This window comes from Streptomyces sp. NBC_01352, assembly GCF_036237295.1.
In the GTDB taxonomy this organism is placed as follows: Bacteria; Actinomycetota; Actinomycetes; order Streptomycetales; family Streptomycetaceae; genus Streptomyces; species Streptomyces plumbiresistens.
In genome coordinates, this window is record NZ_CP108354.1 from 2,240,799 (window position 1) to 2,252,935 (window position 12,137).

Sequence of the window (12,137 nt, forward strand, 5' to 3'; positions counted from 1 at the left end):
CTCAGGCGTAGAACCGCGACAGACTCTGCAGCACCGCCGCCGGCTTCGTCCCGCCCTCGATCTCGATCGCCCCGTCGACGGCGACCTGCACACCGCCCGGCACGTCCTCGACCTCCACCAGCTTCGCCACCAGCCGGATGCGCGAGCCGACCTTCACCGGGGAGGGGAAACGCACCTTGTTCAGGCCGTAGTTGACCTTCGTGGTGACGCCCTGGACGTCCAGCAGCTCGGTGAACAGCGGGATGAAGAGGGAGAGGGTGAGATAGCCGTGCGCGATGGGGGCGCCGAAGGGGCCCGCCGCGGCCTTCTCCGGGTCCACGTGGATCCACTGGTGGTCGCCGGTCGCGTCGGCGAAGGTGTTGATGCGCTCCTGCGTGACCTCGATCCACTCGCTGGTGCCGAGGTCGCTGCCGGCGAGCTTCTTCAGTTCGTCGAGGCCGTTGACGGTGATGCCCATGTGGCTTTCCTTAGCTGGGAGGTCGAAAGCTGAGAGGTGAAGGTCAGGAGTGGGTGCCGAAGCGCTTGCGCACCCGGGACTTGAGGAGCTTCCCGGAGGCGGTGCGCGGGAGTTCGTCCGCGACGACGACCGACTTCGGGATCTTGTACTTGGCGAGCCGGCCGGCGAGCGAGGCCAGTACCTCGTCGGGATCCGGCGAGGCGCCCTCGCGGGGGACGACGACCGCGCGCGGCACCTCGCCCCACTTGTCGTCGGGCACGCCGATGACCGCGCACTCGACGATGTCCGGGTGGGCGAGGAGCAGGTCCTCGATCTCGGCGGGGTAGATGTTCTCCCCACCGGAGATGATCATGTCCTTTATACGGTCGACGATGTACACGTAACCGTCCTCGTCGACCCGTGCCGCGTCCCCGCTGCGGAACCAGCCGTCCGCGAAGGAGGCGGCCGTCTCCTCGGGCAGCCCCCAGTAGCCGGGCATGACGTGCGGCCCGCGGACCACGACCTCGCCGGTCTCGTCGATGTCGACGGGAGCCAGGTCCGGCCGTACCACCCGTACGTCGCTGAAGAAGTGCGGCACCCCGGCCGAACCCGCCTTGCTCACCGCGTGTTCGGCGTCCAGGAACAGCGTCCCGGGGGACGCCTCCGTCATGCCGTAGCCCTGGAGGAAGGTCAGGCCCCGCTCCTGGTACGCGGCGATCAGCGGCGACGGCACCGGGGAGCCGCCGCAGGTGAGGATCCGCAGGGAGGACAGGTCGGCGTCCTGCCAGCGGGGGTGCCGGGCGATCTGGTCGAACATCGTCGGCACGCCGAACATGAAGGTGATCCGGTGCCGTTCGACCAGGTCGAAGGTGGCCTCCGGGTCGAAGGCCTCGACCAGGACGCAGGTGCCGCCCTTGAGGAGGACCGGCAGGGTGAGCATGTTCAGGCCCGCCGTGTGGAACAACGGGGCGGAGACCAGGGCGCGTTCGTCGGCGAGCAGATCGTGGTCGATGAGGACGTTGATCGCGTTCCAGGTGAGGTTGCCGTGGGTGAGCATCGCGCCCTTGGGGCGGCCGGTGGTGCCCGAGGTGTACATGATGATGCAGGTGTCGTCGGCGCCGACCGGCTCGTCGATGGGTTCGTCCTTGGCCGAGCTCAGCGCCTCCTCGTATTCGGCGCCGACCTCGACGTACGTCCGCACGTCGGTGCTGCCCGGCAGTCCGGCGACCAGTCCCTGGAACGACGGGCCGTACACGAGCGCCTTGGCACCGGAGTCGGCCAGCTGGTAGGCGATCTCCGGGCCGGCGAGGCGGGTGTTCAGCGGCACGAACACCGCGCCGAGGACGCCCGCCGCGAACAGCGTCTCCAGATAGGAGGGGTGGTTGGTGCCGAGGTAGGCGATGCGGTCGCCGCGGCGGATACCTCGGGTGCGCAGGGCGTGGGCCAGGCGAGTGGTGCGTGTATGCAATGTGCGGTAGTCCGTCGACTGCTCACCGTGGACCAGGGCCGTGCGGTGCGGGGTCTTGCGGGCCCGGCGTGCGGGCCACGACCCCAGTCCCTCGTTGCGCATGTCACGCCCCTTACGGTTTTGTCAGCCCGAGCAGGCGGGCGGCGTTCTCCTTGAGGATCTTCGGCCTGACCTCGTCCTTGATCGGCAGCTTCGCGAAGTCCGCCATCCAGCGGTCGGGGGTGAGGACGGGGAAGTCGGAGCCGAAGAGCACCTTGTCCTTGAGCAGGGTGTTGGCGTACTGCACCAGCTGCGGCGGGAAGTACTTCGGCGACCAGCCGGACAGGTCGATGTGCACGCCCGGCTTGTGGGTCGCGACCGCGAGGGCCTCGTCCTGCCAGGGGAAGGACGGGTGCGCCAGAATGATCTTCAGATGCGGGAAGTCGGCGGCCACGTCGTCCACGTGCAGCGGGTTCGAGTACTTGAGCCGGATCCCGCCCCCGCCGGGCACGCCGGCGCCGATGCCGGTCTGGCCGGTGTGGAAGAGGGCGATGGTGCCGGTCTCCTCGATCACCTCGTAGAGGTCGTACGCCACCGAGCGGTCGTTGGGGAAGAAGCCCTGGATGCTGGGGTGGAACTTGAAGCCCTTCACCCCGTACTCCTCGACCAGGCGCCGGGCCTGCTTCACGCCCGCCTTACCCCGGAACGGGTCGATGGACGCGAAGGGGATGAGGACGTCCGCGTTGGCCGCGGCGGCCTCGGCGACCTCCTCGTTGGGCACGGGGGCCGTGCCGGTCGCGGACTCGGCGTCCACCGTGAAGATCACGGCGGCCATCTTCCGCTCCCGGTAGTAGGCGGCGGTCTCCTCCAGGGTCGGCTTCCGCTTGCCCTCGACCTTGAAGTAGGCGGAGGAGGCGTCGTGCAGGTCGTCGTCCAGGGAGGAGTGGCCCTTGGAGGACACCTCCGCGTGGGTGTGGACGTCGATCGCGACGAGATCCTCGACATTGAGGGTCGTCATGGTCAGGCCTCCGGGAACTTGGGGGCCGGGATGCCGACCGTCTGGAGCTCGGCGCCGACCGACGTGGGGAAGGCGTCGGCCAGGGTCTCGGGGGTCCAGCCGCCGTCGGCGTAGGCCGCGCTGATCTCCTGCGGATGGGACCAGAGTGCCACCTTGTCGCCGCCGATGCCGATGGCCTGGCCGGTGATCGAGCGGGCGGCCTCGGAGGCGAGGAAGGGGACGAGGGCCGCGCAGTCCTCGGGGGTGCCGAAACCCTCGCCCTTGCGGAGGAAGGCCGGCAGCGGCTCGCCGTTCTTCATCGCCTCGATGTAGGGCGCGAAGGCGGGGATGGTCTCGGTCATCGCGGTGGCGGCGACCGGCACGATCGCGTTCACGGTGATGCCGGCCCGGCCCAGCTCCATGGACCAGGTGCGGGCCATCGCGGCGATGCCGGCCTTGGCGGCGGCGTAGTTCGTCTGCCCGAAGTTGCCGCGCTGTCCGGCCGGGGAGCCGACCAGGATCAGGGTGCCGCCCTCGCCCTGCTCGCGCATGCGCACGGCGGCGGCACGGGCGCAGGTGAAGGTGCCCTTGAGGTGGGTGGTGACGACCGCGTCGAAGTCCTCGTCGGTCATCTTCCACAGGACCTTGTCGCGCAGGATGCCCGCGTTGGTGACCAGGATGTCGAGGCGCCCGAACTCCTCGACGGCACGGCCGACGAGCCGGTCGGCGGCCTCGGTCGTGCCGACCGGGACGACCTCGGCGACGGCGGTGCCGCCCGCCGCGGTGATGGACTTCACGGCCTGCTCGGCCACGGCCTCGTCGACGTCGTTGATCACCACGGACGCGCCGTGGGCGGCCAGGGCGTGGGCGTAGGCGAGGCCGAGGCCCCGGCCGCTGCCGGTGACGACGGCGGCCTTGCCGGTGAGATCGATGCTGGGCACGGGCGGGTCCCTTCACAACATGACACGGGTGATGCGGCCGCGGCTGTGCGGCGTCGAGATCGAAGCTAAGAGCAATAATTGGTGACGTCAATAGTTGTTGCCGCCCGTCCGGTGCGTCAGACTGGACCCAGCACCGATCCGGACACCACGCATCCACCGCTCAGCACGTCGAACCGCCCCGCCCGGGGCCTCTCCCAGGGAGCCCGCCATCGCCCGCCAGCCACACGCCCCCGACCACGCCGCAGGCCCCGCCCCGATCGACGCCGACGAGCCGTGGATGCGCGGGCTGCACGCGGACACCGGCTACCTCCTGTACCGACTGGGCCTGCGCTCCGGGCAACTGTTCAACGGCTTCCTCCAGGAGTCCGGCCTGCGCCTGCGCCACTACGCGCTGCTCCGCTTCCTCGCCACGTCCGGGGGCGCGCTCCAGCGCGAACTGAGCACGACCCTCGGCTACGACCCGAGCGCGATCGTCGGCCTGGTCGACGACCTGGAGAAGCTGGGCTTCGCCGAGCGGCGACCCTCCCCGGACGACCGCCGCAGCCGCATCGTCGTGCTCACCGAGGGGGGCCGCGGCTTCCTGCGCGACACCGACGAGGCCGGCCTGCGCGTGACCAACGAACTCCTCGGCCCGCTCGACCCGGCCGAACGGGACGCGCTGCACACACTGCTGCTGCGGATCGCGGAGGACGGCCTGAGCTGAATATTGTGCAACTTATTGACGGCCGCATGATTGATGCCTAACTTCGCCGGGGTCGCACCGGTGAAGTCCCCCACCGGTGACACCCCCACGGCATCGGCACCAGGGAGCTCATCGTGCAGCCACCGCGCACGTCCGCCCGTCAACCATCCCCGGATCAGCGGCAGTTGCGCCGCGTCGCCCTGTCCGGCCTGCTCGGCACGGCAGTGGAGTTCTACGACTTCCTCGTCTACGGCACGGTCGCCGCACTGGTCTTCGGCGACCTGTTCTTCCCCGGCGCCGACCCCGCGGTCGGCACCATCGCGGCCTTCGGCACCTTCGCCGCGGGCTATGTGGCCCGCCCGCTCGGCGGCATCGTTTTCGGCCACTTCGGCGACCGTCTCGGCCGCAAGTCGATGATGCTGCTGACCATGGCCCTGATGGGCTGCGGCAGTTTCCTGATCGGCGTGCTGCCGACCTACGACATGATCGGCGTCTGGGCCCCCGTCCTCCTCGTCACCCTGCGCGTCGTGCAGGGTCTCGCGATCGGCGGCGAGTGGGGCGGCGCGACCCTGATGGTCGTCGAGCACGCCGAACGCGTCCAGGGCTCCCGGCGCGGCCTGTGGTCCAGCTTCACCCAGCTCGGCGCCCCGCTCGGCTCCGTGCTCTCGGCCGGCGTGGTCACCCTGGTCTCCACCCTCCCCGACGACGACTTCCGCTCCTGGGGCTGGCGGGTGCCGTTCCTGCTGAGCATCCTGCTGCTGGCCGTCGGCATGTTCGTCCGCCTCAAGGTCGCCGAGAGCCCGCTGTTCGCCGAGGTGAAGCGCGAGCCGTCGGCGAAACCCCCGGTCGTGGAGGTGCTGCGGCGACCGAAGCCGGTGCTGCTGGCCGCGTGTGTCGGCATCGGCGCGTTCACCGCCCAGTCACTGCTGACCGGATTCATGATTTCGTATGCGGTCGACCACGGGTACAGCCGCCCGCAGGTGCTCACCGCCGTGACCGTCGCCTCCTGTGTCGCCCTGCTGGTGCTGCCCGCCGCGTCCGCGCTGTCCGACCGGGTCGGCCGCCGCCCGGTGGTCCTGGCCGGCGCCGTCGCCTCGGCCGCCCTCGCCTTCCCGGTGCTGGCCCTGGTCGACTCCGGCTCCCCCGGGCTGCTGATCCTCGCCCTCGTCCTCGGCCACGGCATCGCCCAGTCCACGATGTACGGCCCGCTCGGCGCCCTGCTCACCGAGATGTTCGGCACCCGCGTCCGCTACACCGGCGCCTCCCTCGGCTACCAGGCGGCCACCCTGGTCGGCGCCGGGTTCTCGCCGCTGATCGCGAGCAGCCTGCTCGCCTCGAACGGCGGCGGCAGCACCCCCGTCTCCCTGCTGCTGTGCGGGGGCGCGGCGATCACCGCGCTCACCGTCTGGCGGATGCGCGAGACCCATACCGACACCCTCGACCCGTCCCCGTCCCGCACCACCACCCCCACACCGGAAGGTGCTCCCCGATGAGAACCCGCACCCCCGTCGCCTTACTGACCGTCGCCCTGTGCGCGACGACCGCCCTGCCCGCGCAGGCACAGGCCCCGACGGACACGCACATCGAAGGCCGACTCCCCTCGGGCGCGGCCTACTTGATGGACGTACCCGCCGACTGGAACGGCACGGTCCTCCTCTTCAGCCACGGCTACCGCCCCGCCGGCTCGCCCAACCCGGGCCAGAACTCGCCCGATTCGGACTCCGGCGGGGCCACGACCGCCCACCTCCTCGCGGAGGGCTACGCCCTCATCGGCTCCTCGTACGCGACGAACGGCTGGGCCGTCACCGACGCGGTGCCCGACCAACTCGCCACGCTGGACCTGTTCACGAAGAAGTTCGGCCCGGCCCGGCGGACACTCGCCTGGGGCAGGTCCTACGGCGGCCTCGTGACGACGGCCCTGGCCGAGCGGCACGCCGACCGCTTCGACGGATCGCTGTCGATGTGCGGGCTCGTCCAGGGCGGCGTCGCCAACTGGAACAGCACCCTGGATCCGGTGTTCGCGCTGAAGACCCTGCTCGCGCCGGACGCCGACATCCCGCTCGCCGGGTTCGCCGACCAGGCGTCCGCGGTCGACGCGTCGAAGGCCCTCACCGCGAAGGTGGCCTCGGCCCAGCAGACGCCGGCGGGCCGCGCCCGGATCGCACTGGCCGCCGCCCTGCACAACATCCCCGCCTACAACGACCCCGCACAGACCGAGCCGGGCCCGGCCGACTGGGACGGGCAGCAGGCCAACCAGTACGCGGCCGTCACCGGTCTCCTGACCAGGCCCGCCTTCTCCTGGCGGCAGGAGGCGGAGAGCCGCGCCGGCGGCAACCCGTCCTGGAACACCGGTGTCGACTACACCGCCATGCTCGGGCGCTCCCCGCTGTACAAGGAGGTGACGGAGCTCTACAAGGAGGCGGGCGTGTCACTGCGGAAGGACCTCACGGCCCTCGCCCGCTCGCCGCGTGTCTTGGCCGACCCCGCCGCCGTACGCTGGATGCGACAGACCAGCACCTTCACGGGCCGGCTCACCGATCCCCAGCTGAACATCCACACCACCGGCGACGCGCTGATCCCCGTACAGTCCGAGAGCGCCTACCGGCGGGCCGCCACCGCCGCCGGCGCGGGACCGCTGCTCAGCCAGGCCTACGTCGACGGCCCCGGCCACTGCACCTTCACCACCGGCGAGATGGTCGGCGCCCTGCACACCCTGGAGCACCGACTGGACACCGGCCGCTGGGACACCTCGCCCGCCACCCTCAACTCCCGCGCCCAGCAGGCGGATCCGACCACCCCGGGCCGTTACCTCGCGTACCGGCCGACCGCCTACCCCCGCCCCTACGACCTCGCCCATCCCGGAGACGCCCGGCCATGACCACCCGCTCCGCGCCCGACCGACTGCTGTCCGTCCTCGCCGCGTTCGACCACGAACACCCGGCGCTGAGCCTGACGGACATCAGCCGGCGGGCCGGGCTGACCCTGACCACCGCGCACCGGCTCGTCGGCGCGCTGACCGCGTGGGGCGCCCTGGAGCGCGACGAGTCCGGCACGTACCACGTCGGCCTGCGCCTGTGGGAGGTCGCGGCGCTCGCCCCCCGCGCCCTCGCACTGCGGCAGGTCGCGCTGCCGTACCTGGAGGACCTGTACGAAGCCACGCACGAGAACGTGCAGTTGGCGGTGCGCGACGGGTCCGAGGTCGTCTACATCGAGTGGATCTCGGGGCGCTCCGCGGTCGGCGTCCACATCCGCGTCGGAGCCCGCTGGCCCCTGCACGTCACCGGCGTCGGCCTCGCCCTGCTGGCGTACGGCGATCCGGACCTCCAGGAGGAGTACTGCGCCCGCCCGCTCGCCTCCTACACCCCGCACACGATCACCGACTCGAACCGGCTGCGCCGCGTCCTGGCCGAAGTACGCCGCTCGGGCGTCGCGGTGAGCGACCGCCAGGTCACCGAGGACGCCCTCTCGGTGGCCGCGCCGGTACGCGGGCCGGACGGGACACTGGTCGCGGCCGTGTCGGTCGTCGTCCCCCAGGAGGGTGCTCAGGTACCGGCCCTGATCCCGGCGGTGCGGCTGGCGGCGCGGGGGATATCGCGGGCGCTGGGGTGGCAGCCGGAGGGGAGCCGGCCGTAGGCGGGTCACCGGCCCCGCGGCCCGGCTGGTCGGCCTCCGACGCCCGTATGCGATCTTCAGCGGAATCTCAGACAGCCGTCCGCGCTTTCACAGGGTCGTCCAAGGTACGAGGCGCACGATGCACCCGCAAAGGTGGATATCTCAGGAAGGTGTGCCGTGGGCGTCCCGCACAGGTCGAACCGGTCCGAGCAGCAGTCGCGGGGGTGGTCCCGGCGGGGGCTGCTCGGGGTGCTCGGAGCGGTACCCGCCGCGGCCGTCCTGACCGGGTGCGGCGGCGGCTCGGCAGACGCCTCTCAGGGAGCGACGGCGGCGGCCTCCGCGCGGGCCGCCACGAAGAAGGCGGTCATCGCCGTCACCCCCGCCGACGGCACCAGGAAGGCCGACTTCACCAGCCCCGTCGAGGTGACCGTGACCGACGGCACGCTCTCCTCCGTGCAGGTCACCGGCAACGACGGCGCCACGCTGCCCGGCACCCTCGACGAGTCCCGGACGAGGTGGACCTCCGCCGAGAACCCGTACTCGGGGACGAAGTACCAGGTCACGGTCGAGGCGGAGGGCGGCGCCGCGGAGACCGCCACCTTCACCACGAAGTCACCCGGCGAGACCTTCGTCGGCTACTTCACGCCCGAGGCGAACTCCACGTCCGGCGTCGGCATGCCCGTGTCGATCAACTTCACGCACGCGGTGACGGACAAGGCGGCCGTGGAGAAGGCGATCACGGTGACCGCGGAGCCGGCCGTCGAGGTGGTCGGCCACTGGTTCGGCGACACCCGGCTCGACTTCAGACCCGAGACGTACTGGGCGGCCGGCACCACGATCACGCTCGGTCTGCGGTTGAAGGACGTCGAGGGAACGGATGGTGTCTACGGTATACAGTCGAAGGACGTCACCTTCCACATCGGCCGCGAGCAGATCAGCACGGTCGACCTCGCCACCAAGCAGATGACGGTCCGTCGGGACGGCGCGATCACGGCCACCTACCCGGTGACCGGAGGCGACGCCGACCACACCACCTGGTCCGGGATCATGGTGATCAGCGAGCGGTTCAGGCAGACCCGCATGGAGTCGTCGACCGTCGGCCTCGGCGACGAGTACGACATCGCGGACGTCCCGCACGCCCAGCGGCTGACCACGTCCGGCACCTTCGTCCACGGCAACTACTGGGCGTCCACCTCGGTGTTCGGCAGCGAGAACACCAGCCACGGCTGCGTCGGTCTGCACGACGCGAAGGGCGCGAACGACAGCTCCGTGGACGGCTACAGGTTCTACGAGAGCTCGATGCTCGGTGACGTCGTCATCGTGAAGAACTCCGGCGAGGACACCGTCGATCCGGCCAACGGGCTCAACGGCTGGAACCTGTCGTGGCAGGACTGGAAGGCCGGCAGCGCACTGTAGCACATTCATGTCTTCATCGGGTTAACTCACCTGGGGCAGAAGGACTTTCACTGTTACACCTCTTGACGGCCGCAGTGGCCGGGAGCACATTGGGCGCACTTTGAGAGCGCTCTCAGAGCAGTCTCAGGGCGGTCTCGAAGTGTCTTCACAGCACACGCGCACTCCCTTCCGTACCCGAGAGGCACCCCCATGAGTGATTCCTCCGGCATACCCCGCAGACGGCGCCCGTTCCGGCGGGCGGTCGTCGCCGTCGTCAGCACACTGGCCCTCGCGGCGGCCGCGGCCACGGTCGCCTCCCCGTCCGCGAACGCCGACGCGCCCACGCCCCCCGCAGGCTGGTCGCAGGTCTTCCTCGACGACTTCACCGGTGCCGCGGGCACCGGCGTCAACACCTCCAACTGGCAGTACGCGACCGGTACTTCGTATCCCGGCGGGCCCGCCAACTGGGGCACCGGCGAGGTCGAGACGATGACGAACAGCACCAGCAACGTCTCGCTCGACGGCAACGGCAACCTGCGCATCACCCCGCTGCGCAACGCGGCCGGCAACTGGACCTCGGGCCGCATCGAGACCAACCGCACCGACTTCCAGCCCCCGTCGGGCGGCAAGCTGCGCGTCGAGGCCCGCATCCAGATGCCGAACGTCACCGGCACCGCCGCGGAGGGCTATTGGCCCGCGTTCTGGATGCTGGGCGCGCCCTACCGGGGCAACTACCAGAACTGGCCGAGCGTCGGCGAGCTGGACATCATGGAGAACGTCCAGGGCCGCAACACCGTGTGGGCGACGATGCACTGCGGCACCAACCCGGGCGGCCCGTGCAACGAGACCACCGGCCTCGGCGGCTCCACCGCGTGTCCGGGCACCACCTGCCAGTCCGGCTTCCACACCTACACGATGGAGTGGGACCGCTCGGCGAGCCCGGAAGCCATCCGCTTCTACGTCGACGGCGTCAACTTCCATACGGTCAACGCCAACCAGGTCGACGCGACGACCTGGTCCAACGCCACCAACCACGGCTTCTTCATCATCCTGAACGTGGCGATGGGCGGGGCCTTCCCCGACGCGTTCGGCGGTGGCCTGGACGGCGACACCCGGTCCGGCGTCCCCATGGTCGTGGACTACGTCCAGGTGCTGTCGGCCGCCGGCGGCGGTTCCACCACTCCCCCGCCGACCGGCAACCGTGACGCCTACGGCACCATCCAGGCCGAGTCCTTCGACAGCCAGTCCGGCGCCGGCACGGAGACCACCTCCGACACCGGCGGCGGCCAGAACCTCGCCTCCCTCGCAGGTGGTGACTGGGCGCTCTACCGGGGCGTCACCTTCGGCTCCACGGCGGCCACCCAGTTCGTCGCCCGGGTGGCCAGCGGTGCGGGGAGCGGCGTCAGCGGTCTGGTCGAGGTCCGCCTGGACAGCCGTACCAGCGCACCCGTCGGCAGCTTCTCGCTGGCCAACACGGGCGGCTGGCAGTCCTGGCGGACGGTCCCGGCCAACATGAGCTCGGTCACCGGCACGCACGACGTCTACCTCACCTTCACGAGCGGCCAGCCGGCGGACTTCGTGAACGTGAACTGGTTCACCTTCGGCCGCTGACCCGCGGCCCGCTTCCCCGGACGGGGCTCCACGCGCGCGTGGAGCCCCGTTGTCGTGCCGGGAGTGCCGGAAGTGCGGGAAGTGGCGGAAGCCGGAAGCGTCCGACGGGTCAGCGCAGCTCCGCCCGGAACGCCGCCGGGGTCATCTCCGTGTGCTGGTGGAAGAACTTGGAGAAGTTCGCCGCGTCCGGGAAACCGACCGCCGCCCCGACCCGGCCGATCGGCAGGTCCGTGTGGGCCAGCAGCCGCTTGGCCTCCAGGACCACGCGCTTGTCGATGAAGCCCTTGGGGGTCTCGCCCGTGGCGGCGCGGACCGCTCGGACCAGGGTGCGGCGGGAGTAGCCGAGGGTGTCGGCGTAGGCGCTGACGCTGTGGTTGGTGGCGAAGCCCTTCTCGACGGCGTCCCGGAAGAGGGTGAAGGTGGTGTCCGACTGGCGTCTGGCCGCCTCCGCCGAGCTCGCCGCCAGGTGGGCGAGGCGGAGCAGGAACGCCGTGAGCGAGTGGCGCAGTACCGAGGTGTGCAGGCTCAGCGGGAGGGTGCTGGAGTCCTCGTACTCGCGCTGGAGCTGGGCGAGGGCGGCCCGGAGCGCGGCGAGCCGGGGTTCGTCGGGGTGCAGCAGGGGCGGCAGGTCGTAGCGGTACAGCCCGGTGGCCTCGACGACCGCGCGGGGCAGGAAGCCGGGCTGCATGGTCAGGACGGTTCCGCGGTACTCGCAGGTCGACGAGAAGCGGTGGACCTGCCCGGGGCGGATCCACAGCAGGTCGCCGGCCGTCGCCTCGTACTCGGCGAAGTCGATCATGTGGCGTACGGGGCCGCCGCTGAAGAGCATCACCACGTGGAAATCGATGCGGTGCACGCGTTCCAGCGGCGCGTCCGCGTGCCAGGTGCGGCCGGTGCCCATCGGGCCGACCTGCATGCCGACACCGCCGACGCTCAGTTCGACCGGGAAGGGGAACGTTCTGATCCCGTCCATTCCGCCGTCACTGTCTCCGCCTTGGATGGTTCTGTCCGCCATG

The 12,137-nt window shown here is 70.8% G+C and carries 11 protein-coding genes; 6 read left to right on the top strand and 5 right to left on the bottom strand.

Going from position 1 to position 12,137, the window contains the following annotated elements:
• Position 1 precedes the first annotated feature (1 nt).
• The 4 genes from OG252_RS10645 to OG252_RS10660 are packed head-to-tail and all read right to left on the bottom strand — an operon-like array spanning position 2 to position 3,821.
• Complete coding sequence (locus OG252_RS10645; protein ID WP_266450222.1) at positions 2–457, bottom strand: MaoC family dehydratase; 456 nt, start codon at positions 455–457, stop codon at positions 2–4.
• Positions 458–500: 43 nt separating this feature from the next.
• Positions 501–2,006 (bottom strand): o-succinylbenzoate--CoA ligase, encoded by a 1,506-nt coding sequence (gene menE / locus OG252_RS10650; RefSeq protein WP_266450221.1) that lies wholly within the window; start codon positions 2,004–2,006, stop codon positions 501–503.
• 10 nt (positions 2,007–2,016) lie between these two features.
• Positions 2,017–2,901, bottom strand: coding sequence for an amidohydrolase family protein (locus OG252_RS10655; RefSeq protein ID WP_266450220.1), 885 nt, complete (start codon positions 2,899–2,901; stop codon positions 2,017–2,019).
• Between the two features lie 2 nt (positions 2,902–2,903).
• Positions 2,904–3,821 (bottom strand): SDR family NAD(P)-dependent oxidoreductase, encoded by a 918-nt coding sequence (locus OG252_RS10660; RefSeq protein WP_307678425.1) that lies wholly within the window; start codon positions 3,819–3,821, stop codon positions 2,904–2,906.
• A 277-nt stretch (positions 3,822–4,098) separates the two neighbouring features.
• On the opposite strand from OG252_RS10660, the gene OG252_RS10665 reads away from it, so the two are divergent.
• The 6 genes from OG252_RS10665 to OG252_RS10690 all read left to right on the top strand — a co-directional run bounded on the left by OG252_RS10665 (position 4,099) and on the right by OG252_RS10690 (position 11,121).
• Positions 4,099–4,524, top strand: a complete 426-nt coding sequence (locus tag OG252_RS10665; RefSeq protein ID WP_266450218.1) for a MarR family winged helix-turn-helix transcriptional regulator — start codon at positions 4,099–4,101, stop codon at positions 4,522–4,524.
• A 113-nt stretch (positions 4,525–4,637) separates the two neighbouring features.
• On the top strand, positions 4,638–5,996 hold the full coding sequence (locus OG252_RS10670) for an MFS transporter (protein ID WP_266450216.1): 1,359 nt from the start codon (positions 4,638–4,640) through the stop codon (positions 5,994–5,996).
• Positions 5,993–7,381 (top strand): alpha/beta hydrolase family protein, encoded by a 1,389-nt coding sequence (locus OG252_RS10675; protein WP_329335495.1) that lies wholly within the window; start codon positions 5,993–5,995, stop codon positions 7,379–7,381. The genes OG252_RS10670 and OG252_RS10675 overlap by 4 nt, the downstream gene beginning before the upstream one ends.
• Positions 7,378–8,136, top strand: a complete 759-nt coding sequence (locus OG252_RS10680; protein WP_266450213.1) for an IclR family transcriptional regulator — start codon at positions 7,378–7,380, stop codon at positions 8,134–8,136. The genes OG252_RS10675 and OG252_RS10680 overlap by 4 nt, the downstream gene beginning before the upstream one ends.
• A gap of 156 nt (positions 8,137–8,292) precedes the next feature.
• Positions 8,293–9,531, top strand: a complete 1,239-nt coding sequence (locus OG252_RS10685) for a L,D-transpeptidase (RefSeq protein ID WP_329335497.1) — start codon at positions 8,293–8,295, stop codon at positions 9,529–9,531.
• Between the two features lie 189 nt (positions 9,532–9,720).
• On the top strand, positions 9,721–11,121 hold the full coding sequence (locus tag OG252_RS10690; protein WP_329335500.1) for a glycoside hydrolase family 16 protein: 1,401 nt from the start codon (positions 9,721–9,723) through the stop codon (positions 11,119–11,121).
• Positions 11,122–11,230: 109 nt separating this feature from the next.
• Here OG252_RS10690 and OG252_RS10695 read toward each other — a convergent pair whose 3' ends face one another.
• Positions 11,231–12,136: a helix-turn-helix domain-containing protein gene (locus OG252_RS10695; RefSeq protein WP_266450207.1), complete on the bottom strand. Its 906-nt coding sequence runs from the start codon at positions 12,134–12,136 to the stop codon at positions 11,231–11,233.
• Between the last annotated feature and the right edge of the window lies 1 nt (position 12,137).

Bases quoted from the DNA above. Each gene is read 5' to 3' on its own strand.
- OG252_RS10645 (WP_266450222.1), bottom strand. From the start codon at position 457: ATGGGCATCACCGTCAACGGCCTCGACGAACTGAAGAAGCTCGCCGGC.
- menE (WP_266450221.1), bottom strand. From the start codon at position 2,006: ATGCGCAACGAGGGACTGGGGTCGTGGCCCGCACGCCGGGCCCGCAAG.
- OG252_RS10655 (WP_266450220.1), bottom strand. From the start codon at position 2,901: ATGACGACCCTCAATGTCGAGGATCTCGTCGCGATCGACGTCCACACC.
- OG252_RS10665 (WP_266450218.1), top strand. From the start codon at position 4,099: ATGCGCGGGCTGCACGCGGACACCGGCTACCTCCTGTACCGACTGGGC.
- OG252_RS10675 (WP_329335495.1), top strand. From the start codon at position 5,993: ATGAGAACCCGCACCCCCGTCGCCTTACTGACCGTCGCCCTGTGCGCG.
- OG252_RS10680 (WP_266450213.1), top strand. From the start codon at position 7,378: ATGACCACCCGCTCCGCGCCCGACCGACTGCTGTCCGTCCTCGCCGCG.
- OG252_RS10690 (WP_329335500.1), top strand. From the start codon at position 9,721: ATGAGTGATTCCTCCGGCATACCCCGCAGACGGCGCCCGTTCCGGCGG.
- OG252_RS10695 (WP_266450207.1), bottom strand. From the start codon at position 12,136: ATGGCGGACAGAACCATCCAAGGCGGAGACAGTGACGGCGGAATGGAC.